Annotated in this window: 20 protein-coding genes and 1 tRNA gene; 8 read left to right on the forward strand and 13 right to left on the reverse strand. The window is 71.4% G+C overall.

All coding sequences use genetic code 11. From position 1 onward, the window contains the following. Position 1 precedes the first annotated feature (1 nt). Positions 2-3499, forward strand: a complete 3498-nt coding sequence (gene cydD / locus ABZ877_RS24680; RefSeq protein ID WP_361074753.1) for a thiol reductant ABC exporter subunit CydD — start codon at positions 2-4, stop codon at positions 3497-3499. Between the two features lie 86 nt (positions 3500-3585). Next, a complete protein-coding gene (locus ABZ877_RS24685; RefSeq protein ID WP_361074755.1) occupies positions 3586-5307 on the forward strand; it encodes a GAF domain-containing protein in 1722 nt (573 codons plus the stop codon). 143 nt (positions 5308-5450) lie between these two features. Here the strand turns inward: ABZ877_RS24685 and ABZ877_RS24690 are convergent, their stop codons facing one another. From ABZ877_RS24690 to ABZ877_RS24710, 5 genes are all read right to left on the reverse strand, one after another. After that, a complete protein-coding gene (locus tag ABZ877_RS24690; RefSeq protein WP_361074757.1) occupies positions 5451-6329 on the reverse strand; it encodes a Cof-type HAD-IIB family hydrolase in 879 nt (292 codons plus the stop codon). Between the two features lie 127 nt (positions 6330-6456). After that, on the reverse strand, positions 6457-7398 hold the full coding sequence (locus ABZ877_RS24695) for an LLM class flavin-dependent oxidoreductase (protein ID WP_361074759.1): 942 nt from the start codon (positions 7396-7398) through the stop codon (positions 6457-6459). Positions 7399-7500: 102 nt separating this feature from the next. Beyond that, positions 7501-8043 (reverse strand): RNA 2'-phosphotransferase, encoded by a 543-nt coding sequence (locus ABZ877_RS24700; RefSeq protein ID WP_361074761.1) that lies wholly within the window; start codon positions 8041-8043, stop codon positions 7501-7503. A 145-nt stretch (positions 8044-8188) separates the two neighbouring features. Continuing rightward, positions 8189-9124 carry a MerR family transcriptional regulator gene (locus ABZ877_RS24705; RefSeq protein WP_361074763.1) on the reverse strand — a complete coding sequence of 312 codons (936 nt, stop codon included), beginning with the start codon at positions 9122-9124 and terminating at the stop codon, positions 8189-8191. A gap of 31 nt (positions 9125-9155) precedes the next feature. Further along, the gene (locus tag ABZ877_RS24710; protein WP_361074765.1) at positions 9156-10937 is read right to left on the reverse strand and encodes an SDR family oxidoreductase; all 1782 of its coding nucleotides are present in this window, start codon (positions 10935-10937) and stop codon (positions 9156-9158) included. Positions 10938-11176: 239 nt separating this feature from the next. Between ABZ877_RS24710 and ABZ877_RS24715 the strand changes: the two genes are divergently transcribed. From ABZ877_RS24715 to ABZ877_RS24740, 6 genes are all read left to right on the forward strand, one after another. Then, positions 11177-12196 carry an ABC transporter ATP-binding protein gene (locus tag ABZ877_RS24715; protein ID WP_361074875.1) on the forward strand — a complete coding sequence of 340 codons (1020 nt, stop codon included), beginning with the start codon at positions 11177-11179 and terminating at the stop codon, positions 12194-12196. Then, the gene (locus ABZ877_RS24720) at positions 12186-13088 is read left to right on the forward strand and encodes an ABC transporter permease subunit (protein ID WP_361074767.1); all 903 of its coding nucleotides are present in this window, start codon (positions 12186-12188) and stop codon (positions 13086-13088) included. The genes ABZ877_RS24715 and ABZ877_RS24720 overlap by 11 nt, the downstream gene beginning before the upstream one ends. Further along, positions 13085-13996: an ABC transporter ATP-binding protein gene (locus ABZ877_RS24725; protein WP_361074769.1), complete on the forward strand. Its 912-nt coding sequence runs from the start codon at positions 13085-13087 to the stop codon at positions 13994-13996. Before ABZ877_RS24720 ends, ABZ877_RS24725 begins: the two co-directional genes overlap by 4 nt. Before the next feature lie 9 nt (positions 13997-14005). Further along, entirely contained in the window at positions 14006-14725 is a 720-nt protein-coding gene (locus tag ABZ877_RS24730) for an ABC transporter permease (protein ID WP_361074771.1), read from the forward strand. 104 nt (positions 14726-14829) lie between these two features. Next, positions 14830-15069 carry a hypothetical protein gene (locus ABZ877_RS24735; RefSeq protein ID WP_361074773.1) on the forward strand — a complete coding sequence of 80 codons (240 nt, stop codon included), beginning with the start codon at positions 14830-14832 and terminating at the stop codon, positions 15067-15069. A gap of 270 nt (positions 15070-15339) precedes the next feature. After that, a tRNA-Ser gene (locus ABZ877_RS24740) sits at positions 15340-15430 on the forward strand. A 39-nt stretch (positions 15431-15469) separates the two neighbouring features. Here ABZ877_RS24740 and ABZ877_RS24745 read toward each other — a convergent pair. From ABZ877_RS24745 to ABZ877_RS24780, 8 genes are all read right to left on the reverse strand, one after another. Beyond that, positions 15470-16291, reverse strand: coding sequence for an HAD family hydrolase (locus ABZ877_RS24745; RefSeq protein WP_361074775.1), 822 nt, complete (start codon positions 16289-16291; stop codon positions 15470-15472). A gap of 24 nt (positions 16292-16315) precedes the next feature. Further along, positions 16316-17587, reverse strand: coding sequence for a serine--tRNA ligase (gene serS / locus ABZ877_RS24750; RefSeq protein WP_361074777.1), 1272 nt, complete (start codon positions 17585-17587; stop codon positions 16316-16318). 633 nt (positions 17588-18220) lie between these two features. Then, complete coding sequence (gene pheA / locus ABZ877_RS24755) at positions 18221-19153, reverse strand: prephenate dehydratase (protein ID WP_361074779.1); 933 nt, start codon at positions 19151-19153, stop codon at positions 18221-18223. A gap of 80 nt (positions 19154-19233) precedes the next feature. Then, positions 19234-20511, reverse strand: coding sequence for an iron uptake transporter deferrochelatase/peroxidase subunit (efeB, locus tag ABZ877_RS24760; protein ID WP_361074781.1), 1278 nt, complete (start codon positions 20509-20511; stop codon positions 19234-19236). 6 nt (positions 20512-20517) lie between these two features. Continuing rightward, the gene (locus ABZ877_RS24765) at positions 20518-22509 is read right to left on the reverse strand and encodes a copper resistance protein CopC (RefSeq protein WP_361074783.1); all 1992 of its coding nucleotides are present in this window, start codon (positions 22507-22509) and stop codon (positions 20518-20520) included. A gap of 16 nt (positions 22510-22525) precedes the next feature. Then, entirely contained in the window at positions 22526-23002 is a 477-nt protein-coding gene (locus ABZ877_RS24770) for a copper chaperone PCu(A)C (protein ID WP_361074784.1), read from the reverse strand. Beyond that, positions 22999-23652 (reverse strand): SCO family protein, encoded by a 654-nt coding sequence (locus tag ABZ877_RS24775; RefSeq protein WP_361074877.1) that lies wholly within the window; start codon positions 23650-23652, stop codon positions 22999-23001. Before ABZ877_RS24775 ends, ABZ877_RS24770 begins: the two co-directional genes overlap by 4 nt. 90 nt (positions 23653-23742) lie before the next feature. After that, complete coding sequence (locus ABZ877_RS24780; RefSeq protein ID WP_361074786.1) at positions 23743-24489, reverse strand: YcnI family protein; 747 nt, start codon at positions 24487-24489, stop codon at positions 23743-23745. Positions 24490-24572 lie beyond the last annotated feature (83 nt).

Consider the following 24572-nt stretch of genomic DNA (forward strand, 5'->3'; position numbering starts at 1 on the left):
CGTGAAACCGATCGACCAGCGCCTGCTCCGGTACGCCCGGGCCACCCGTCTCTTCCTCCTTGCGGTGATCGTCCTGGGTGCCGCCGGGGCGGGCCTGGTCATCGCGCAGGCGATGCTCATCGCCGAGGTGGTGGTGGGCGCCTTCCAGCACGGCTTCGATGTCGCGCAGGTGCGGACCCCGTTGTTGCTGCTGGTGGCCGTCGCCGCCGGCCGGGGCCTGGTCGCGTGGCTGACCGAACTCGCCGCGCACCGTGCGAGCGCGGCGGTCAAGTCCGAGCTGCGGGGGCGTCTGCTCGAACGCGCGGCACAGCTCGGCCCCGGGTGGCTGAGCGGGCAGCGGACCGGTTCGCTGGTCGCGCTCGCCACGCGTGGCGTGGACGCGCTGGACGACTACTTTTCGCGCTATCTGCCGCAGCTCGGGCTCGCGGTGGTGGTTCCGGTGGCGGTCCTCGCCCGTGTCGTCACCGAGGACTGGGTGTCGGCGGCGATCATCGTCGGCACACTGCCCCTCATCCCGATCTTCATGATGCTCATCGGCTGGGCCACCCAGTCCCGCATGGACCGGCAATGGCGGCTGCTGTCGCGCCTGTCGGGCCACTTCCTGGACGTGGTCGCGGGCCTGCCGACCCTGAAGGTGTTCGGTCGCGCCAAGGCGCAGGCCGAGTCCATCCGCACGATCACCGGCCAGTACCGCAGGGCGACCATGCGCACCCTGCGCATCGCCTTCCTCTCCTCCTTCGCCCTGGAACTCCTCGCGACGCTGTCGGTCGCCCTGGTCGCGGTCACCATCGGCATGCGGCTCGTGCACGGCACGATGGACCTCTACATCGGCCTCGTGATTCTGGTGCTCGCGCCCGAGGCATATCTGCCGCTGCGGCAGGTCGGGACGCAGTTCCACGCGGCCGCCGAGGGGCTCGCGGCGGCGGAGGAGATCTTCGCCGTCCTGGAGACGCCGCTGCCGGAGTCCGGCAGCGAGCCCGTCCCCGCGACCACGGGCATCGAGTTCGACGACGTCTCCGTGCGCTACGAGGGACGTACGGAAGACGCCGTCTCCCATGCCTCCTTCGCCGTCGCACCCGGCGAGACCGTCGCCCTCGTGGGCCCCAGCGGCGCGGGCAAGTCGACCCTGCTGAGCACCTTGCTGGGGTTCGTACGTCCCCGTGGCGGGCGTGTGCTCGTCGGGGGCGCCGACCTCTCCACCGTGGAGCGGGACGCGTGGCACGCGCGCGTGGCGTGGGTTCCGCAGCGACCGCAGTTGTACGCCGGGTCGATCGCGGACAACGTACGGCTCGCCCGGCCCGACGCCGACGACGCGGCGGTGCTGGCTGCCCTGCGCGAGGCGGGCGCGCTGGAGTTCGTCCAGGCGCTGCCCGACGGGGTGCGCACCGAGCTCGGTGAGGACGGGGCTGGCCTGTCGGCCGGGCAGCGGCAACGCCTGGCGCTGGCCCGCGCGTTCCTCGCCGACCGGCCCGTCGTCCTGCTCGACGAGCCGACCGCCGCGCTCGACGGCGAGACCGAGGCCGGGATCGTCGAGGCGGTGCGCAGGCTGGCCGTCGGCCGGACCGTGCTCCTGGTCGTGCACCGGCCGGCGCTGCTCGCTGTCGCCGACCGGGTGGTCCGCCTGGACACACCCGGCGCGGGCCGGCCGTCCGGGCAGCGCGCGGCCGTGACGGCGGGCTCGCCCGAGCGCGCCCAGCTCGCCGCCGCGCCGGTGGACCGGCGGACGCGGGACACACCCTGGGACGGGCGCCACGTCCTCACCCGGCTGCGGGCCGCCGCGCGTCCGCGCCGCTCGCGGCTGGCGCTCGCCCTGCTGCTCGGCGCGCTCGCCCTCGGCAGCTCGGTGGGGCTCATGGGGACCAGCGGGTGGCTGATCTCGCGGGCCTCGCAGCAGCCGCCGGTGCTGTACCTGATGGTCGCGGTGACGGCCACGCGCGCGTTCGGCATCGGCCGGGCCTGCTTCCGGTACGCGGAGCGGCTCGTGTCGCACGACGCCGTGCTGCGGATGCTGGCCGACACCCGGGTCGCCGTCTACCGCCGTCTGGAGCGGCTGGCGCCCGCCGGACTGCGGACGACACGACGCGGTGACCTGCTCTCCCGGCTCGTCGCCGATGTGGACGCGCTCCAGGACTACTGGCTGCGCTGGCTGCTGCCCGCCTCGGTCGCGGCGCTCGTGGGCGTGGCGTCGGTGGCGTTCACCACCTGGATGCTGCCCGCGGCCGGTGCCGTCCTCGCCGTCGGACTGCTGCTCGCGGGGGTCGGCGTACCCCTCCTGTCCGGTGCGGTGGCCCGCAGGGCGGAGCGGAGGCTCGCCCCCGCGCGCGGGACGCTCGCCACCAAGGTCGCCGAACTGCTCACCGGCACCGCCGAACTGACCGTCGCCGGTGCGCTGCCCCGCCGGACGAAGGAGACCGCCGACGCCGACTCGGCGCTGACCCGGATCGCTTCCCGCGCGGCCACCGCGACCGCGCTCGGCGATGGGCTCACCGCGCTGATCACCGGCCTGACCGTGGCCGCCGCCGCGCTGGCCGGCGTGCAGGGAGTGCGTTCCGGGCAGCTCGACGGCGTGGCGATGGCGGTGGTCGTCCTGACCCCGCTGGCCGCGTTCGAGGCGGTGCTCGGGCTGCCCCTCGCCGTCCAGTACCGCCAGCGCGTCCACAAGAGCGCCGAGCGCGTCTACGAGGTGCTCGACGCCCCCGAACCCGTACGGGAGCCCGAGCGGCCCGCACAGGCGCCGGAGGAGCCCTTCCCGCTCGTCGTACGGGGTCTCACCGCCCGGTACGAGGGGCAGGCGCGGGACGCGCTCACCGGGGTCGACCTGACGCTGGAGCGCGGCCGCCGGATCGCCGTCGTCGGCCCGTCCGGATCGGGCAAGTCGACGCTCGCCCAGGTCCTGGTGCGCTTCCTCGACGCGGACGCCGGTACCTACACGCTCGGCGGTACCGACGCGTACGCGCTCGACGGCGACGACGTACGGCGGCTCGTCGGACTGTGTGCCCAGGACGCCCACCTCTTCGACAGCAGCGTCCGCGAGAACCTGCTGCTCGCCAAGAAGGACGCCACCGAGGACGAACTGCGGGCCGCGCTCGGCCGCGTACGCCTTCTGGAGTGGGCGGACGCGCTGCCGGACGGGCTCGACACCCTGGTCGGCGAGCACGCCGCGCGGCTGTCCGGCGGGCAGCGGCAGCGGCTGGCGCTCGCCCGGGCGCTCCTCGCCGAGTTCCCGGTCCTCGTCCTGGACGAGCCGGCCGAACATCTCGACCTGGAGACGGCGGACGCGCTCACCGCGGACCTGCTGGACGCGACCCAGGGCCGGACGACCGTGCTGATCACGCACAGGCTCGCCGGTCTCGACGCCGTCGACGAGGTGATCGTGCTCGACGGCGGACGGGTCGTGCAGCGCGGTGCGTACGCCGAGCTGGCCGCTGTCGAGGGGCCGCTGCGGGAGCTTCGGGCGCGGGAGCGGGCGGTTGAGCTGCTGGTCGGCGCCGGTCGGTGAGCGTGGGGGCGGTGTCATAGGGCCTGGGGCTGAGGCGTACGAGATTCCGGCTTTCCTTGCCAAATGGGACTTATTAGTCTCGGGGCATGGCAGCCCCCATGGAGTCGTCCGCCTCGTCCGTCCCGTCCCCGCCTTCTGGTGTCCAAGGACCGTCGACGGAGCTCCACGCGCGCGTGCCGCAGCTTCTGGAGGCGATGCGGTCCGTCGGCACCGGCCTGGAGCTGCACTCCACGCTCGACCGCATCTGCGAGACCGCCGCCGAGCTGGCGGACGCGCGCTATGCGGCGATCGGTGTCGTCGCCGAGGACGGTGAGGGCCTCGCGGACTTCGTCCATCACGGCGTGGACGAGGAGACAGCGCGGCGCATCGGGCGGTTTCCCGACGGGCACCGGGGCCTGCTCGGCGCGCTCCTCCACGACCCCGACCCCATGCGCCTCGTGGACGTTTCCGGTGACCCGCGCGCGTGCGGCTTCCCCGCGCACCATCCGCCGATGCGCACATTCCTGGGCGTCCCCATCCGCGTACAGGAGGAGATCTTCGGCAACCTCTACCTCGCGGAGAAGCGCGGAGGGCGGGCGTTCACCGACCACGACCTGACCATGGTGCGGGTGCTCGCCACCGAGGCGGGCATCGCGATCGGCAACGCGCGTCTGTACGAAGCGGCCAGGCAGCGGGAGCGGTGGATCGACGGCTCCGTGGCCGTGACCACGGCGCTGCTGTCGGGCGGGGACGCCGACGACGCGTTGCAGGTGGTCGCCGAGCAGGCCCGCAGGCTGTCGGAGTCGGCGGCGGGCCTGGTGCTGTTGCCGACCGGTGAGGGCGGTATGGAGATCGTCGCCGTCGCCTCGGACGCACCCTCCGCCGCGCTCGGCCTGATCCTGCCGCCGGAGAGCGGTATCGCCGCCGAACTCCTCGCCGGGCGACCGGTGTTCATGGAGGACGTGGCCTCCGATCCCCGCGTGCTCACCGACCTTGCGCGGGGCTACGGACCGGCCATGCTGCTGCCCCTGCGGAGCGACGGACGCGTCCTGGGGGCGCTGGTGACGCCCCGCGCGCGCGGGGCGCGTCCTTTCACGGAGGGCGAGCGCGTGCTCGCCACCCAGTTCGCCTCGCAGGCCGCGCTCGCGCTGATGATGGCCGAGGCGCAACGCGACCGGGAGCGTCTCGCCGTGTTCGAGGACCGCGACCGCATCGCGCGTGACCTGCACGATCTCGTCATCCAACGGCTGTTCGCCACCGGGATGATGCTGGAGACGGCCCAGCGCGGGTCAGCGGTGCCGGAGGTGCGCTCGGGCATCGGCAAGTCCGTCGATGAACTGGACGTCACCATCCAGGAGATCCGGACAGCCATCTTCGCGCTGCAACAGGGCCCGGCGGAGGCGCCTTCCGGGCTGTGCACGCGCGTGCTGCGGGAGATCAACATGGCCGCCGTGCCGCTCGGGTTCAAGCCCTCGCACCGCTTCGTCGGACCGGTCGACACCGTCGTCGGCGAACTCACGGCCAAGAACCTCATCGCGGCGCTGCGTGAGGCACTCTCGAACGCCTTCCGGCACGCGCGGGCCACCCGGATCGACGTGGTCGTGGACGCCACCGTCCGGCTGCCCGACGGCCGCGAGGGCGTACGTCTCACGGTCGCCGACGACGGTGTGGGCATCCCGGCGGGCGGGCGGCGCAGTGGCCTGAAGAACCTCAAGAGGCGCGCGGAGTCGCTCGGCGGTGACAGTTGGTACGGGCCGGGCCTCGGGGACGAGGAGGGGGGTTCGGGTGCGGCGGGCGGTACGACGGTGGTGTGGGAGGCGCCGCACTGAGACAGCGCGGTGTACCGAGCCGCCGTGGCGGTACGTTTCTGCGCGGCAGCGGCAGCGGCAGCGGCAGCGGCAGGGGCAGCGGCTCGGGCAGGCGCGGACCACGGGCAACCCGACCGGGCCGCACCCGCCCTGCGAGATACGGCTCAGCGCGCGGCCAGGATGTCCTCGATGACGCGGGCCACGCCGTCCTCGTTGTTGGTCGCCGTGACGCCGCTCGCCGCGGCAAGGACGTCGGGGTGCGCGTTGCCCATGGCGTAGGAGGCGCCCGCCCAGGTGAGCATCTCCATATCGTTGGGCATGTCCCCGAAGGCGACCACCTCGGCGGGGGAGATGCCGCGCTCGGCGCAGCACAGTTCGAGCGTGCTCGCCTTGGAGACGGTCCGCCCGCTGATCTCCAGGAGGGCGCTCGGACTGGAGCGGGTGATCGCGGCCAGCTCGCCGACCGCGTCGCGCGCCAGGGCCAGGAAGGCGTCGGGGTCGAGCTCCGGGTGGAACGCCAGGACCTTCAGCACCGGCTGCTCCGCCACCGTGGACCCGGCGAAGTCCGCCGCCAGCAGCTTCTCGGCGGGCGCGACGCTCTCGCCCGGGTCGAGGTGGAGCGGCGGGTACGTCGGCTCGTGGTGCAGGCCGCCCGTCCGCTCGACGGCGAACGAGGTGCCCGGCGCCGCCTCACGAAGGACGCGTACGACGTCCAGCGCGTCCGGGACGGCCAGCTCGCGGATCTTGACGAAGCGGTGGTTGCCGGGGCCGCCGTGCAGGTCCACGACGGCGGCGCCGTTGCCGCAGATCGCCAGGCCGTGACCGTGGAGGTGGTCGCTGACGACGTCCATCCAGCGGGCCGGGCGGCCCGTCACGAAGAAGACCTCGATGCCGGCCTCCTCAGCGGCGGCCAACGCGGCGACCGTCCGTGGAGAAACGGTTTTGTCGTCGCGCAGCAACGTCCCGTCGAGATCCGTGGCGATCAGCCGGGGCGCGGGAGCGGTGGGGGCCGGGGTCCGAGGCCCAGGAGTCGGTGAGGTCACCGCTCTATGGTCGCTCATTTGCGTGCACGGGCGTGCGGCGGGGCGCGCAGATGAGAGCGCTCCTGGCGCATGCGCCCCGTGCGCCCGGTGCTGTCGCGCCCCTGACGTGTGCTGTACGGGTCCCGGATCAGTCGAGCTGCGACAGCGCCTGGGTCGCGATGGCCTCGAAGGTCTTCTGGTCGGCCGCGAAGTCGGTGTCAGGGATCGGCCAGTGCACCACGATCTCGGTGAACCCCAGCTCACGGTGGGTGCCCGCGAAGTCCACGAACGCGTCGACGGACTCCATGGGGCGCGTGCGGTCCGGAGTGAAACCGGTGAGCAGGACCTTGTCGAGCTCGGCCACGTCACGGCCGGTCGCGTCGCAGGCCGCGGCCAGCCTCTCGACCTGACCACGAATGGCTTGAACTGACTCCTCCGGGGTGCCCGTCTCGTACAGCTTCGGGTCGCCGGTGGTCACCCACGCCTGCCCGTACCGAGCCGCCAGCCTGAGCCCGCGGGGCCCCGTCGCGGCCACCGCGAAGGGCAGCCGGGGGCGCTGCACACAGCCCGGGATGTTCTGGGCACCACCCGCCGAGTAGTGGGTGCCGTCGTACGAGACCGTGTCCTCGGTGAGCAACCGGTCGAGCAGCTCGACGAACTCCGCGAACCGGTCCGCCCTCTCCCGCGGCGTCCACGGCTCCTGGTCGCTGCGGGTCAGCGCGTGGGCGTCGAAACCGGTGCCGCCCGCGCCGATGCCGAGCGTGATCCGGCCGTCCGAGATGTCGTCGAGCGAGATCAGCTCCTTGGCGAGGGTGACCGGGTGCCGGAAGTTCGGCGAGGTCACCAAGGTGCCGAGACGCATCCTCGTGGTCACGCCGGCGGCGGCGGTCAGCGTCGGCACCGCGCCGAACCACGGCCCGTCGCGGAACGGCACGCGCCAGGACAGATGGTCGTACGTGTACGCGGTGTGGAACCCCAGCTCCTCAGCGCGCTGCCAGGCATCCCGGGCCCCGTCGCGCCACCGACGGTGGGGCAGGATCACGGTGCTCAGGCGGAGCGGGGGCTTGGGGGCGGAGGGCTTAACGGTCATGGGGTGAGCGTAAAGGGGAGAGGGAGGAGAAAGGGGCGGGGGTTGCTGTGGGTGTGGGGGCCCTGGGGACAGGGGCCGGGGTGGCGGGATGGCCGGGCCGCCTCAGTCACGGAGACGCAGGTACTCCGGCGGCACGGCGGCCGTCAGCCAGACCCCGTTCGCGCTCACCCGGAACGTATGGCCGTCACGGTGCATCGCCCCCGCGTCGACGCTCAGCACGACCGGCCGCCCGCGCCGGGCACCGACCCGCGTGGCCGTCTCGCGGTCCACGGAGAGGTGCACGTCGTGTCTGCCCATGGGTATGAGCCCCTCGGCCCGGATCGCGTCGAGGAAGCGGCCGACCGTGCCGTGATAGAGGTACGCGGGCGGCTCCGCCGCTGCCAGGCCCAGGTCGACGTCGACGGTGTGGCCCTGGTTGGCCCGGATACGGGTGCCCTCGACGGAGAAGCGCCGCTTGTCGTTCTCCTCGACCGCGCGGTCCAGTTCCGCCCGGCTGATGCGAAAGCCGTGCGCGGCCGCTGCCGCGAGCAGCTCGTCGATCTCGACCCAGCCCGCGTCGTCGAGGGCCAGCCCGATGCGGTCGGGTTGGTGCCGCAAATGCCGTGAAAGGTATTTGGACACCTTGATGGTGCGGTGCTCATTCATGACGGCAGCGTGCCTGTAAGGGGGTCGCGGTGCACGCCGATTTCGTCCTCCCGTCTGAGTGGGCTGGACGGGCAGACTCTCAACTGACCTGCATAGCACAGCACTTGCTCAACCGCCCGACCAGAGCCAGGCGTTGAGCAAATAGTTACTCATCAGCGCCCCTTGAAGTCAGCGCATCCAACCTGCGCGCCTGCACCTCACGTTCAGCAGCAGCCGCAACAAAATCCGAAACCGCTCCCGGCCCAACCAGATCCCGTACAGCCCGCATTGTGTTCCGAGGCAGCGCGACAAAATCCCGCTCACCCGCGTCCACCTCCACAGGCCCCTCCACAAGCCGCCGCTGCAAGTGCCGGGTCGCGAACATCCGCATGGCCCGCGCCAGTTCCGCGTCGACCGACTGCTGCGCGAGCGGTCTCAGGCGGCGTACGAGCGACGCGGCCTCGGCGGCTTCCGCGTCGGTCGGCGGGTGCGGGCCCAAATAGCGGCCGAAGACGTGCTCGGTCGTGAACTCCAGGAAACGGGCGGCAATGTGCTCGACGCTGACCCTCAACTCCCTTAGGTGCCCGCTTATGGCGGGCAACGGAACACCGGCCGCATACAACTCCACCGCCACGGCCAGCTCTTGCGGGCTCGGGACAATGAACTCGTCGTCGCTGCCCGGCACTCGCTCCAGTACACCAAGCTCCACCGCTTCCCTCACCGCGGCCTCACTGTGCTCGCCGCCGAACCTCTCGGTCAGCTCCGCGCGTGTGATGCGGCCCGCGCGCTCGTCCGTCCAGGGGCCGTCCACCTCGGCGACGAGACCGAGTACGCCGCCCAGCCCGCGCCCCGCGTCCCAGGCTTCCAGGAGTTCCTTGATAGAGGCCAGGGTGTAGCCGCGGTCCAGCAGGTCGGCGATCTGGCGCAACCGGGACAGGTGCGCGGAGGTGTACACGTTGGCGCGGCCGCGCCGCTCGGGGCGTGGCAGCAGACCCCGGTCCTGGTAGGCGCGGATCGTGCGGACCGTGGCGCCGCTGTGGTGCGCGAGGTCCTCGATCCGGTACTCGGCCGGGTGCTCGGCGCCTGATCGCTGGTCTGTCACAGCGCACTCCCCTCGGCTCCGCGCCCGGCGCTCACAGCGGTGGCTCCAGACGGGCGATCGCCCGCAGCGTCCTGGGCGCGACACGTGACAGGAGACGCGCCCCGCGGGCCTCCGCGGTGACGGGCACGACCGCCTTGTTCCGGGCGACGGCCTCCAGGATCGCGTCGGCGACCTTCTCCGGCGGGTAGTTGCGCAGGCCGTACAGGCGGGCGGTCTTCTTCCGGCGGCGCTTCTCCTCCTCGGCGTCGACCCCGGTGAAGTGGGCCGTCGCCGTGATGTTCGTGTTCACGAAGCCGGGGCAGATGGCGGAGACCCCGATGCCCTGTCCGGCCAGCTCGGCGCGCAGGCACTCGCTGAGCATGAGCACGGCGGCCTTCGAGGTGGCGTAGGCGGGCAGTGCCTTGGAGGGCTGGTAGGCGGCCGCGGACGCGGTGTTCACGATGTGGCCGCCCTGCCCGCGATCGGCCATCTGCTTGCCGAAGAGGCGGCAGCCGTGGATGACGCCCCACAGGTTGACGTCGAGGACGTTCTTCCAGTCCTGCGGTGTCGTGTCGAAGAAGGACCCCGACAGCCCTATCCCCGCGTTGTTCACCAGTACGTCCACCACGCCGTACTCGGCCGCGACCTTCTCGGCGAACTTCTCCATGGCCGGCTCGTCGGTCACGTCGACGGTCTCGGCCCACGCCTCCGGCGCCCCGTCGAGCAGGGCCGCCTCGGCGGTACGGGCCGCGGTCCCGGCGTCCCGGTCGGCGGCGACCACGCGTGCGCCCGCCCGCGCGAACGCGAGCGCGGTGGCCCGTCCGATGCCGCTGCCCGCACCGGTGACCAGGACGAGCTGCCCGCCGAACCGGTCCGCGTGCTTGCCGTCGGCCGTGGTGCGCGGCGCCGGCTCGCCCGCTTCCCGCTTCTCGTGCGCGGTGACGAAGTCGGCGATCCACGCGGTGAGCTGGTCCGGCCGGGTGCGCGGCACCCAGTGCTTGGCCGGCAGCACACGCCGGGTGAGGTGCGGCACCCACTGCTCCAGGCGGTCGTAGAGCGCGGGCGAGAGGAAGGCGTCGTCGAGCGGCGTGATGAGCTGCACGGGCGCGTGCGCGTACGCGTCGTCGCGCGGTCGGCGGAACCTCGCGCGCGCGTTGTCCCGGTACAGCCATGCGCCGTGGGCCGCGTCCGAGCGGAGCGAGGCCGTCGGGTAGTCGCCCGCCGGAACCTTCTCCACGCGCTCCAGGATGCCCGGCCAGCGCTTGCCGAGCGGTCCGCGCCAGGCGAGCTCCGGAAGAACCGGTGTGTGCAGCGCGTACACGTACCAGGACTTGGCGGCCTGCCCGAGCAGTTGGCCCACCTTGCGCGGTGTGGGCCGCTTCATCCGCTGCTTGATCCAGTGCCCGAAGTGGTCGAGGGACGGGCCCGACATCGAGGTGAAGGACGCGATGCGCCCCTCGGTCCGCCGGACCGTGACGAACTCCCATCCCTGCACGGAACCCCAGTCGTGCCCGACCAGATGGACCGGTTCGTCCGGGCTGACGGCGTCGATGACCGCCACGAAGTCGTCGGTCAGCTTCTCCAGGGTGAAGCCGCCGCGCAGCGGGGTCGGCGGGGTGGAGCGGCCGTGCCCGCGGACGTCGTAGAGCACGACGTGGAAGCGGTCCGCGAGGCGCGTCGCAACCTCCGACCAGACCTCCTTGGAGTCGGGATAGCCGTGCACGAGGACGACGGTGGGCCGCGCCGCGTCACCGAGTTCGACGACGCACAGCTCGATCCCGCCCGTACGTACCCAGCGCTCCCGCGCGCCATGGATCTTCGTGAGGTCCGTCATCGGATGCCTTCCGCCTCTGCGCCGCACGAATGTGACACCGATGAATGTGACAATGCCCGGCGGCGGCGTCAAGGGGGGTCGCGGCAGTCTGTGGAGAACGCGCAGGTTGTGGAAAAAGGGGTGCGGGGGGCTACCCAGGGAGGACCCCTAGGGACCCGTAATACTCAGGTCTCATAGAAGGTCGACCCTCTGGTCTGACGATTCCGTGTGGCACGCGCCACTACGGTCGAACCGTGACTGTGATCGCGACCGAAAGCCTGAGCAAGCGGTTCCCCCGGGTGACCGCGCTCGACGGGCTGACCATGGATATCGGGCCCGGGGTGACCGGACTCGTCGGTGCCAACGGCGCCGGCAAGTCCACCATGATCAAGATTCTCCTTGGTCTGTCCCCCGCCTCGGAGGGCCGTGCCGAAGTGCTCGGACTGGACGTCGCGACCAAGGGCGGTGAGATCCGCGAGCGCGTGGGGTACATGCCCGAGCACGACTGCCTGCCGCCCGACGTCTCGGCCACCGAGTTCGTCGTCCACATGGCCCGCATGTCGGGGCTGCCGCCCACCGCCGCCCGTGAGCGGACCGCCGACACCCTGCGCCACGTCGGCCTGTACGAGGAGCGCTACCGCCCCATCGGCGGCTACTCGACGGGCATGAAGCAGCGCGTGAAGCTGGCGCAGGCCCTCGTCCACGACCCGCAGCTCGTCTTCCTGGACGAGCCGACGAACGGCCTGGACCCGGTCGGCCGCGACGACATGCTGGACCTCATCCGCCGCGTCCACACGGACTTCGGCATCTCGGTCCTGGTCACCTCCCATCTCCTCGGCGAGCTGGAGCGCACCTGCGACCACGTCGTCGTCATCGACGGCGGCAAGCTGCTGCGCTCCAGCTCCACCACCGACTTCACGCAGAGCACGGCGACGCTCGCGATCGAGGTCACCGACAGCGACGAACACCCGGACGGGACCACCGCGTTGCGCGAGGCGTTCGCGCGTCGCGGCATCGAGACGACCACCGGCGGCGAGCTGCCCGGCGCGGGCCACACCGTCCTGCTCACCGCCCAGGGCGAGGAGACGTACGACATCGTGCGCGACGTCGTCGCGGACCTCGGCCTGGGTCTGGTCCGCATGGAGCAGCGCAGGCACCACATCGCGGAAGTCTTCCGCCCCCAGGACGAGGAGCGGCAGGAGCAGCTCTCGGAGCGCGCCGCCGCCTGGGCGGCCACCACCGCCGCACGACAGACGGGAGGCTCGCGCGATGACCACTGAGCCCATGCCCACGGACCGGTCGTCCACCCAGATCCACAACATCGGCTACCGCCACTACGACGGCCCGCGCCTCGGCCGCGCGTACGCCCGCCGCTCGTTGTTCTCGCAGAGCCTGCGCGGCGCGTACGGGCTCGGCCGCTCGGCCAAGTCCAAAGTGCTGCCGATGCTGCTCTTCGTCGTGATGTGCGTCCCCGCGCTGATCATGGTCGCGGTCGCCGTCGCCACCAAGGCGAAGGACCTCCCCGTCGACTACACGCGCTACGCGATCATCCTCCAGGCGGTGATCGGCCTGTACGTGGCGTCGCAGGCACCGCAGGCCGTCTCCCGCGACCTGCGCTTCAAGACGGTTCCGCTGTACTTCTCGCGCCCCATCGAGCACGTGGACTACGTGGCCGCGAAGTTCGCCGCCATGACGTCGGCCCTGTTCATCCTCACGGCCGCCCCCCTGCTCGTCCTCTACGTCGGCTCTCTGCTCGCCAAACTGGACTTCTCCGAGCAGACCAAGGGATTCGCCCAGGGACTGGTCTCCGTGGCCTTGCTGTCGCTGCTCTTCGCCGGGATAGGGCTCGTCGTCTCCGCCGTCACCCCGCGCCGCGGCTTCGGCATCGCGGCCGTCATCGCCGTCCTGACCATCTCCTACGGAGCGGTCTCCACGGTGCAGGCGATCGCCCACAACCAGGGCAACGGAAGCGCGGTGTCCTGGCTCGGCCTCTTCTCGCCGATCACGCTCATCGACGGCGTACAGACCGCCTTCCTGGGCGCCACCTCCGCCTTCCCCGGCGCCGACGGTCCGGGCACGGGCCAGGGCGTGGTCTATCTGCTCGTCGTACTCGGGCTCATCGCCGGCTCCTACGGGCTGCTGATGCGCCGCTACCGGAAGGTCGGACTGTGACCGCGATCAACATCGACCACGTCTCGCGCTGGTTCGGCAACGTCGTGGCCGTCAACGACGTCACGATGACGATCGGCCCCGGCGTGACCGGCCTCCTCGGCCCGAACGGCGCGGGGAAGTCCACCCTCATCAACATGATGGGCGGCTTCCTCGCCCCGTCGAACGGATCGGTGACCCTCGACGGCGAACCGATCTGGCGCAACGAGCAGATCTACCGCCACATCGGCATCGTCCCCGAGCGCGAGGCGATGTACGACTTCCTCACGGGCAAGGAGTTCGTCGTCGCCAACGCCGAGCTGCACGGCCTCGGCGAGAAGGAGGCCCAGCGGGCGCTCGCCACGGTCGAGATGGAGTACGCGCAGGACCGCAAGATCTCGACGTACTCCAAGGGCATGCGGCAGCGCGTGAAAATGGCCTCCGCGCTCGTGCACGAACCGTCCGTGCTGCTCCTGGACGAACCGTTCAACGGCATGGACCCGCGCCAGCGCATGCAGCTCATGGACCTTCTGCGGCGCATGGGGGACGAGGGGCGCACGGTGCTCTTCTCCTCCCACATCCTGGAGGAGGTCGAGCAGCTCGCCTCGCACATCGAGGTGATCGTCGCCGGTCGCCACGCGGCCAGCGGTGACTTCCGCAAGATCCGCCGCCTGATGACCGACCGGCCCCACCGCTACCTGATCCGCTCCAGCGACGACCGGGCCCTGGCCGCCGCGCTGATCGCGGACCCGTCGACGGCGGGCATCGAGGTCGACCTGAAGGAAGGCGCGCTGCGCGTCCAGGCCGTCGACTTCGGCCGGTTCACGACCCTGCTGCCGAAGGTGGCGCGGGCGAACGGCATCCGCCTGCTCACGGTCTCGCCGTCCGACGAGTCCCTCGAGTCCGTCTTCTCGTATCTCGTCGCGGCGTAGGAGGCCCTGATGTACGACCCCACTGTCGCCCGCCTCACCTACCGGGCCCTGCTCGGCCGGCGCCGCGCCCTCATCCTGTTCGCCCTGCCCGTCCTGCTCGTCGTGATCTCCGCGCTGGTGCGCGGCCTCACCGGCGCGGACGACCAGACCGCGGTCGACGTCCTCGGCGGCTTCGCCCTGGCCACGATGGTGCCGCTCATCGGCGTCATCGCGGGCACCGGCGCCATCGGCCCCGAGATCGACGACGGCTCCGTGGTCTACCTCCTGTCCAAGCCGGTCAAGCGCCCCACGATCATCTTCACGAAGCTCATCGTGGCGATCGCCGTGACCATGGTCTTCTCGGCCGTCCCGACGCTGATCGCGGGCCTGATCCTGAACGGGAACGGGCAACAGATCGCCGTCGCCTACACCATCGCCGCGCTGGTCGCCTCCATCGCGTACGCCGCGATCTTCCTGCTCCTCGGCACGGTGACCCGGCACGCCGTGGTGTTCGGTTTGGTCTACGCCCTCGTGTGGGAGGCGCTGTTCGGCTCCCTGGTCGCCGGGGCGCGCACGCTCAGCGTGCAGCAGTGGTCCCTCGCGGTCGCCCACAAGGTGTCCGGCGGCGACCTCGTCACCTCGGACGTGGGACTGCCGCTCGCCACGGTGCTCCTCGTGGCCGTGACCGTCGTGGCGACCTGGTACGCGGGACAGCGGCTGCGGGCGCTGAAGCTGGCGGGCGAGGAGTAGGCGCCGGGGCCGGCTCGGCCGTCTCTTCATGCCGACTTCACCCTCCCCCCGGAACACTGGTGGGAGGGTGCGCCGTCCGACAGGCGACCCGAGGAGGATCGACGATGGCACAGGAGCAGACCGGCGACGACGCCCGGTCCGGCCAGGGTGACGCCTGGGACGGCGTGGTCCTGGACGCCGACTTCATACGCGCCGCCGAGACGGCCGAACCGTCCGCGCGGGCCCGTATGCTCGCCGCGCGGTGGCGCGACGGCGGCCCGGACCCGCAGCCGTGGCGTTCGGACGAGCCGCCTGCCGGGTGGTTCTTCAGCAAGGCGCGGCGGCGCAGGTGGCGTCGGCGCTGACCGGGTGAGGACCTGCCGTTTATTCGGTGGCGTTGAACTCGGCAGCGCGGCAGAGTAGTTGTCGTAGCACCGCGCCGGGGACCCACCGGCGCCCACCCACCGGGAGAGGAGCGCGACGATGTCTGTCAGTAGTCCGTCGAGCTCCCTGCGGGGCAGCCCGAGGCAGGCTCCGGAGTAGTCATCGCACTCCGTCGAGCCCCGCCCCAGGGGTGCTGCCCGGGGCGGCCGCTTCGAGCGCGTGCCCTCCGCGGCGCGCGGGCCGCCCCTCCCGGAGGATTGGCCGAGTGGTAAGGCAGCGGCCCGCTAAGCCGTCGTCGGGGTTGGAAGCCCCGCGCGCGTTCGATCCGCGCATCCTCCGCCACCAGCAGGACGTACAACCGCCGCCGATGACCGGCAGGTCTCAGCCCAGCATCCGCTCGAGGACGACCGCGATCCCGTCGTCGTCGTTCGACGCGGTCACCTCGTCGGCGACCTCCTTGAGGCTCTCGTGGGCGTTGGCCATCGCCACGCCATGAGCCGCCCACGCGAACATCGGCAGGTCGTTGGGCATGTCGCCGAAGGCGATCGTGTCGGTGGCCTTCACACCGAGACGGCGGGCGGCCAGCGAGAGCCCCGTCGCCTTCGACAGCCCGAGCGGGAGCAGCTCCACGATGCCCTCGCCCGCCATCGTGACGCCCACCAGATCGCCGGCGACGGTGCGCGCGGCCTCCGCGAGCTGGTCGTCGGTCAGCTCCGGATGCTGGACGTAGACCTTGTTGAGCGGCGCGGCCCACAGCTCGGCGACGTCCGTGAACGGGGTCGCGGGCAGGCCGCCGCCCTCGCGGTAGCCGGGGCCGACGATGACCTCGCCGTCGAGCCCGTCACGGCTCGCGGCCAGCGCCAGCGGGCCGATCTCCGCCTCGATCTTGGCGAGCGCGAGCCCGGCGAGCTGCCGGTCGAGCGTCACCGAGGTGAGGAGGCGGTGCTCCCCCGCGTGATAGACCTGCGCGCCCTGGCCGCACACCGCGATCCCGTCGTAGCCGAGGTCGTCGAGGATGTGGCGGGTCCAGGGCACGGCCCGGCCGGTCACGATGATGTGCGAGGCGCCCGCTGCCGTGACCGCGGCGAGTGCGTCCCGCGTCCGCCCGGAGATCGTGTCGTCGGAGCGCAGCAACGTTCCGTCGAGATCGGTCGCGACGAGCTTGTACGGGAAGGCGGGTGCGGGGGGAGCGGGATGGCTCACGAGTGGATCGGCTCCAGGCTGCGGTTACTTGGGGTCAAGAGTGGTTCGGCCCCCGAGGTACGGCCGGAGCATCTCGGGCACGCGCACGGAGCCGTCGGCCTGCTGGTGATTCTCCAGGATGGCGACGATCGTGCGGGGCACCGCGCACAGCGTGCCGTTCAGGGTCGCGAGCGGCTGCACCTTCTTGCCGTCGCGCATGCGGACCGACAGGCGGCGCGCCTGGAAGCCGTCGCAGTTCGACGCCGACGTCAGCTCGCGGTACTTGCCCTGCGTCGGGATCCACGCCTCGCAGTCGAACTTGCGCGAGGCGGAGGAGCCGAGGTCACCGGTGGCGACGTCGATCACCTGGAAGGGCAGCTCCAGGCCGGTCAGCCACTGCTTCTCCCACTCCAGGAGGCGCTGGTGCTCGTTCTGCGCGTCGTCGGGGTGGACGTACGAGAACATCTCGACCTTGTCGAACTGGTGCACGCGGAAGATGCCGCGGGTGTCCTTGCCGTACGTGCCCGCCTCGCGCCGGAAGCAGGGGGAGAACCCGGCGTAGCGCAGCGGCAGCTGGTCCGCCTCGATGATCTCGTCCATGTGGTACGCGGCGAGCGGGACCTCGGAGGTGCCGACCAGGTAGTAGTCGTCCTTCTCCAGGTGGTACACGTTCTCGGCGGCCTGGCCGAGGAAGCCCGTGCCCTCCATGGCGCGCGGGCGCACCAGGGCCGGGGTCAGCATCGGCGTGAAGCCGGCCTCGGTGGCCTGCGCGATCGCCGCGTTGACGAGCGCCAGCTCCAGGAGGGCGCCGACGCCGGTCAGGTAGTAGAAGCGCGAGCCGGAGACCTTCGCGCCGCGCTCGACGTCGATGGCGCCGAGCGCCTCGCCGAGCTCCAGGTGGTCCTTGGGCTCGAAGCCCTCGGCGCCGAAGTCGCGGATCGTGCCGTGCGTCTCCAGGACGACGAAGTCCTCCTCGCCGCCGCGCGGGACGTCGGGGTGCACGACGTTCCCCAGCTGGAGGGCGAGACGCTGGGTCTCCTCCTCGGCCTCGCGCTGGTCGGCCTCGGCGGCCTTCACGCGCGCCTTGAGACCCTCGGCCTTCTGGAGCAGCTCCGCGCGCTCCTCGGGCGTGGCCTTGCCCATGAGCTTGCCGAGCGACTTCTGCTCGGAGCGGAGTTCGTCGAAGCGGAGCCCGGACGACCTGCGCCGCTCGTCGGCGGAGAGGACGGCGTCGACGAGCGCGACGTCCTCTCCACGGGCGCGCTGGGAGGCGCGAACACGGTCGGGGTCCTCACGGAGCAGGCGAAGGTCAATCACCCCTCCAGGCTACCGGTGCGGCGTTCCGGCTCTCGACCCGATATCCATTGCGCCGCTTTGTGGGCGATTTGCCGGAATATGGGACGACGATGCGACGTGGCCGAAAAAGATCAATCCGGGCCGTCCGTGACAGGCGTAAAGCGCTCGTCTGTGGCGCGTCAATGAAAAGGGCTGTTTTCCCCGAAAGGGCCAGATCCGGCCCCGTGCCTTGACCTGAATCCCTTGCGGCGGGCGGGACTTGGGGCCCCGTTGTCCACAGGGGCGCCCACTGCGGGCAAGTTGTCCACAGGCTGTGAGAAAGATCTGTGGACATCGGAGGGAGGCGTTCCGAAAGCCGCATCCATCGCGAAGGATTCCCGGATCAAACCAGCGCCATGCTCACTTTCGGGTGGAAACGCTTCACTCCAAAGAGTTGATCAAAGGAAAAGGATGGACGTGGTGCGACTAGGGGTGACGTGCGGGACTGTGGACACACTTGTGGTCTGTAGACCGATTTGTCGACCATGTCGCGTCTTGCTGTCGACTTATCCCCACGTCGAGATGAGGGCTGTGGATAACTCTTGTGGACGGCGAAAATCCGCTGGTCGGACCGGGGGCGGGGGCATGTGGAAAGGAGGCGCCGCCACGGGCGGCTCAGAACCGGCCGTCCTGGCAGCGCGCCAGCCAGTCGGACGCCGTCGCGAACGCGTCATCCGACGTCCCCGTCCGCAGCGGTCGTACGTCCTCCACGGCGACGCCGGCCCTCGGGTACGAGCCGAGGTAGCGGATCTGCGGGCACTCCCGCTTCAGGCCCATCAGCGCCTCGGCCACCCTGCGGTCCGAGATGTGGCCCTCCGCGTCGATGGCGAAGCAGTAGTCGCCGATGCCCTTGCCGGTGGGCCGTGACTGCAGCAGCATCAGGTTGACCCCGCGGATCGCGAACTGCTGGAGCAGTTCCATCAGCGTGCCGGGCCGGTCGTCCCGCTGCCAGATGACCACCGAGGTCTTGTCCGCGCCGGTCGGCGCGGCGGGGCGCGCGGGCCTGCCGACCAGGACGAACCGGGTCTGCGCGTTCTGCGCGTCGTGGATCTCCGTGACCAGGGGTTCGAGCCCGTAGCGCGCGGCCGCGAACTCCCCGGCGAAGGCGGCGTCGTAGCGGCCCTCCTGGACGAGGCGGGCGCCGTCGGCGTTCGACGCGGAGGACTCCCAGACGACGTCCGGCAGATGGGCCTTCATCCAGTTGCGGACCTGCGGCTGGGCGGCGGGGTGCGCGGTGACGGTCTTGATGTCGCTGAGCTGGGTGCCGGGCCGTACGAGCAGCGCGAAGGTGATGTCGAGCAGCACCTCGCGGTAGATCATCAGCGGCCGGCCCGCGACCAGCTCGTCAAGGGTCGTGGTGATGCCGCCCTCGACGGAGTTCTCGATCGGCACGAAGGCGGCCTCGGCCTCGCCGTTGCGGACGGCGTCGAGCGCCGCGGGCACGGACACCATCGGGACGAGTTCGCGGGTGGCAGCCTCCGGGAGCGTGCGCAGGGCGACTTCGGTGAAGGTGCCCTCGGGGCCGAGATACGCGTAGCTGGCTGGCATGAGGTCACCCTAATGGGCCCCGCGCGGCCCGGCCCACGGACGAACCACCAGGCACTCCCGCCCCACCAGGCACCCGCCGCTCACCCCTCCAGCAGCGCCTGCCCCACGTATCCGCCCTTCTCCGCCCCGCCCGGCACCGCGAACAGGCCGCTCGCCTCGTGGCGGATGAACTGCGACAGCGCGTCGCCGCGGTCGAGCTTGCGCTGGACGGGGACGAAGCCGCGCAGCGGGTCCGCCTGCCAGCAGATGAAGAGCAGGCCCGCGTCCGGGGCGCCGTCCGGGTCGAAGCCGTCGTGGTACGAGAACGGGCGCCGCAGCATCGCCGCACCGCCGTTCTGGTCGGGCCGGGTGATGCGGGCGTGGGCGTTGAGCGGGATGACGAGGTTCCCGCCCGCGTCCGTCTTCTCCAGGTCCGGCTCGGTCGTCTCGTCCCCGCCGGTCAGCGGTGCGCCTGTCGACTTCTTGCGGCCGATCACGCTCTCCTGCGCCGCCGTCGACTGCTTCTCCCAGTCGTCGAGCAGCATCCGGATCCGCCGTACGACGACGTACGAGCCGTTCACCATCCACGCGGGCGAGCCGGACTCCGGCACGAAGATCCGCTTGTCGAAGTCGGCGTCGGCGGGCTTGGGGTTGTTGGTGCCGTCCATCTGACCCATCAAGTTGCGGGTCGTCATGGGGTGGGCGGTGGCGCCGGGCGAGCGGTTGAAGCCGTTCATCTGCCAGCGCACCTTCGCCGCCTTCCCCGCGTCCTTCTGGAGCGCGCGCAGGGCGTGGAAGGCGACGAGGGAGTCGTTGGCGCCGATCTGCACCCACAGATCACCGTTGCTGCGGGCCTTGTCGAGGTGGTCGGAGAAGAAGTCGGGCAGCGGGTCCAGGGCGGTCGGGCGCTGCTTCTCCAGCCCCGTACGGGAGAAGAAGCTGTGGCCGAAGCCGAAGGTGACCGTGAGGGAGGACGGTCCGGCGTCGCGGGCGACGTCCGTGTCGTCGTTCGTCGCCGCCTCGCCCGCCATCAGCCGTTCGGCCGTCGCCGACCAGCGGCGCAGCAGAGCGGCGGCCTCCTTGCGGCCCGCCCCCGCGGCCAGGTCGAAGGCGACGAGATGGCCGCGGGCCTGGAGCGGGGTGGTGATGCCGGGCTGATGTTTCCCGTGAAACATCACCGCGTCCGCGCCGAGTGACGTCAACGCGGTCGTCTGCTCCAGCTTGTTCGACGCGGCCGCGGCGTATCCCGCGCCCGCGCCGACGGCGCCGAGGGCGACGCCGGTGGCGCCCGCCGTCCCGATGAGCCGGCGCCGGGTGATGCCTTCGGACGCCGTGGTGGCCCGCGTCTGCGAGCCCGTACGGCTTTCGGTGTCCGCCATGGTGGTTCAGCCGATCTTCGCGTTCTTGGTGACGGTCACTTGGTCGATGTCGGAGGTGCGCACGGTCACCGCGATCTTCCAGTCGCCCGCACCGGGGATCTGCACGTTGTTCGCCGTCCAGTGTCCCGTGGCGATGCGGTCGGGCACGACGGGCAGCGGGCCGATCTTCTTCGCCTCCAGGGTGAAGGAGATCTTCACCTCGGGGACGTCGAAGGCCTTGCCGCCGGGCCGCTCGACGTAGAGGTGCATGACGTTGGTGCCGGTGCGGCCGGGGTCCAGGTCGACCTGGACCGTGCCCTTGCCGTCCGTGGAGCCGGTGTCGAACGGCAGCTTCAGCGAGAGCGGCCCGGACCGGGTCTGCGCGGCGGAGGTGGCGGACGAGGCTTCCTCCTCCGTACGGCCGGGTTCGGTCGTCGTCAGCATGGTGGTGACGGCGAGCAGGACGATCGCGACGCCCGCTTCGGCGAGGACGGAGCGGCGCAGACCGAAGCGGTGCGGGTCGGCGTCGCGCATGCGCTTGGCGCGGGCGGCGGCGACGGCGGCCCGCTGCCGGGCCAACTGCGCGGCGCGGGCGGGGTCGTGCCCGGCCTGCTCCTCGCTGTCCCCGTCCTTGTCCTCACCCTCGGCAGCCTTCTTGGCGGCGCCACCGACCGCGACCTTGCTCTTCTTCTCGGAGGCACGCTGGTGCTCCACCGGCGCGACGGTGGCCTCGGGGGCTTCCGCGCTGTCGGTGGCGTCGGTGGTCAGCCGCTCCGAGAGCCGGCCCGTCCACCGCCGGGAGAACCAGGCGATGCCGACGAGGACGGCGACGAGGCCGACCTTGATCAGCAGCAGCACCCCGTAGCGCGTCCCGGTCAGCGCGGACCAGGAGCCGACCTGGCGCCACGACTGGTAGAGCCCGGTCGCGGCGAGCACGACGACGCTGGAGAACGCCACCCGGGAGTAGCGGCGCACCGCGGACGCCTCGATGGAGGGGGCCCGGTACAACGCGGTGAGCAGGGTCGTCAGCCCGCCGAGCCAGGTGGCCACGGCCAGCAGGTGCAGGATGTCGACGGGCATGGCCACACCGGCCTGGAGGCCGGTCGAGGCGTGCTCGGCCAGGGCCCAGGTCGCGGCGAGCCCCGCCGCGACGACGGCGCCGCCGACGGCGAGACCGAAGGTGAGGTCCCTGACCTCCTTCTCGTCGCCGTCCTCGGCCCGCTTCACGTACGCGCCGAAGAGGACGGCGATGAAGAGGGCGGCCGCCGCGAGCAGCAGGAGGCGGGAGGTCAGGGCCGCGCCGGACTTCGTCTGCAGCACCTGCCCGAGCAGATCCATGTCGAAGATGTCGCTGACCTTGCCCGAGCCGGTGTACGAGCCGCGCATCAGCAGCAGGGCGAGCGTGGCCGCGGTCAGCGCGGTCCAGCCGCCGACGACGACCCGCTGCACGGGCTTGAGCCCGGCGCCGCGCGGCCAGCAGCCCAGGACGAACGCCGCGCCGCCCACCAGCAGGATGAAGCCCGCGTAGGAGACGTAGCGCGCGAAGCCGTAGAGGGCGCCGACGACGCCTCCGCCCGCGTTCTGGTCGGACAGGACCGCGGTGGTCTTGGAGGGGGCGCCGATGGAGAAGGTGAAGGCGCCGGAGACGGGGTGGCTGTCGGCGGAGACGACCTGGTAGGCGACGGTGAAGGTGCCGTCGGGCAGGCCCGAGTGCAGCCCCACGGTGTACGTCGTGCCGCCGGGGTGGCCCACCTTGCCGCTGTCGACGCGCTTGCCCGCGGGGTCGAGCACGCGCACCGAGCCGCTCGACATGGCGACGTCCTCGGAGAAGGTCAGGGAGACCTGCTTGGGCGCCGTCTGGACCACCGCTCCCTGCTGGGGGTCGCTCCCGGTCAGCGCGGCGTGCGCGGACGCGGGCGCGGCACCGGCCAGGAGCGCGCCGGTGACGGCGAGGAACAGCAGCACCAGGTGGCGGAAGCGCGGGACCGGGTGCCCGGAGCGGGGAGCGATGGTCTTCACGTACGGGTCAGCCCCTTCAGTGAGAAGCGTGCGACGACGTGTGCGACGCCGGGTTGTAGGTGGCGGCCTTCACCGGGAAGGAGACGGTGACGGTCCCCGCCTTGTCGAAGCGCAGCTTCACCGACACCTTGTCGCCCTCCTTCGGCTTCCGCTTCAGGTTCTCGAACATGAGGTGGTTGCCGCCCCGTTCGAAGTCCAGCTCGCCGTCGGCGGGTACGGCGAAGGAGTCCTGCTCCTTCATCACCCCGCCCTCGGTGGTGTGCAGGGTGACCTGTCCGGCGATGTCGCTGCTGACGGAGGAGAGGGTGTCGGCGCCGCCGTCGTTGCGTACGAGGAAGAATCCCGCCGCCATGTCGTCGGAGGCGGGCTCGGGGATGAACGCGCCCTCCACTTTCACATCCGGTGTGTCACCGGAACTGTCGGACCCGCAGGCGGTCAGCGTGAGCCCGCAGGCCAGCGCTATGGCGCTCAGGGCCACGGGGGCGCGCCTCACGGGGTCGCCCCCTTGACGATCTTGGGCAGGTCCTTGGTGTAGTCGTCGACCGTGGCGTCCTCGCCGTAGAGGACGTACCCGGCGTTCGACTTCGGCGAGAAGGCGATGACCTGCGTGCCGTGCATCGAGACGAGCTTGCCGTTCTTGTCCTTCTTGGTCGGCTCGATGGAGATGCCGAGCGTGCGGGCGCACTTCCGGATGGTGGCGAAGTCACCGGTCAGGCCGATGAAGGCGGGGTCCTGCGCCTTGAGCCACTTGCCGAGCACGGCCGGGGTGTCCCGGTCGGGGTCGGTGGTGACGAAGACGACCTGGAGCTGGTCCTGTTCGGCCTTGGGCAGGGCCTTCTTGGCGACGGCGATGTTGCTCATCGTCAGCGGGCAGACGTCGGGGCAGTGCGTGTAGCCGAAGTAGAGCAGCGTCGGCTTGCCCGCGGTCCGCTCGCGCAGGTCGAACTTCTTGCCGTGGGTGTCCGTGAGGACGACGTCCGGCTTCTTGAAGGGCTGGTCGAGGACGGTCGCGGCCTTCTTCGTGCCGGACTCGGCCGACACGTCGGCGACGGCCTTGCCGCTGTCGTCGTCGCTGCCGCAGGCCGTCAGGGAGAGGGTGGCCGCCAGGACCAGTCCGGCGGCGGCGAACAGCTTCTTGTTCATGGTCGTGCGCATAGAGAAATGTCCCAGATGTGAAGGGGTCGGCGGACGCCGGGGCCGCCCACCGCGGCCCCGGCACCCGCCATGGGTGGTTCAGGCGGTGGTGCGCCGACGGCCCGCGAGCACCCCGAACGCCACACCGGCGGCGCCGACGACGATGCCGACGATGCCGAGGACACGGGCGGTGGTGTCGCTGTCGGAGCTGTCGGACGACGTGGTGGAGGCCGCCGTGGCCTCCTTGTCGTCAGCCTTGTCGGCCGAGGCGCCGGACGCCTGGTGCTCGTCGTCCGCGGCGGCCGTCAGCGCGAGCACCGGCGCCGGGTTCTCCGGCTCCTCCTGGCCCTTCTGCTGCGGCTCGATCCAGCGCACGACCTCCTTGTTGTCGTAGGTCTGGATCGCCTTGAAGACCAGCTCGTCGGCGTCGGTCGGCAGGGCGCCGACCGAGACCGGGAACTTCTGGAAGTAACCGGGCTGGACACCCTTGTCGGCACCGGAGCCGGTCGCCGTCCATGTGACCTTGGAGACCGCCTGGGTGATCTTCTCGCCGTGCATCTCCAGCGGCTTGTCGAGCTTGGACTTGGTGACCTCGACCTTCCAGCCCTGCATCGGCTGCGGCATCACCGAGGCGAGCGGGTGGTCGGTCGGGAAGTTGACCTCGAGCTTGACCGTCGCGGCGTCGTCGCGCTCGTTCGGCACCTTGAAGTCGATCACGGCGTAACCGCCCTTGGCGGCGGCACCCTCCGGCTGCACGCTCACGTGCGCGAAGGCGGGGGCGGAGACGAGGACGACGGAGGAGACGGCGGCGGCACCGACGAGAGCGGCGCGGGACATCTTCTTCATGACTGGGTGAACTCCACGTTCAGCGGGATCCGACGAAAGGGTTGAGGGGCGCGCCCGCGCAGCACCGCGCGCCGTTGCGACGC

The sequence above is a fragment of the Streptomyces sp. NPDC046939 genome, assembly GCF_040644575.1.
In the GTDB taxonomy this organism is placed as follows: Bacteria; Actinomycetota; Actinomycetes; order Streptomycetales; family Streptomycetaceae; genus Streptomyces.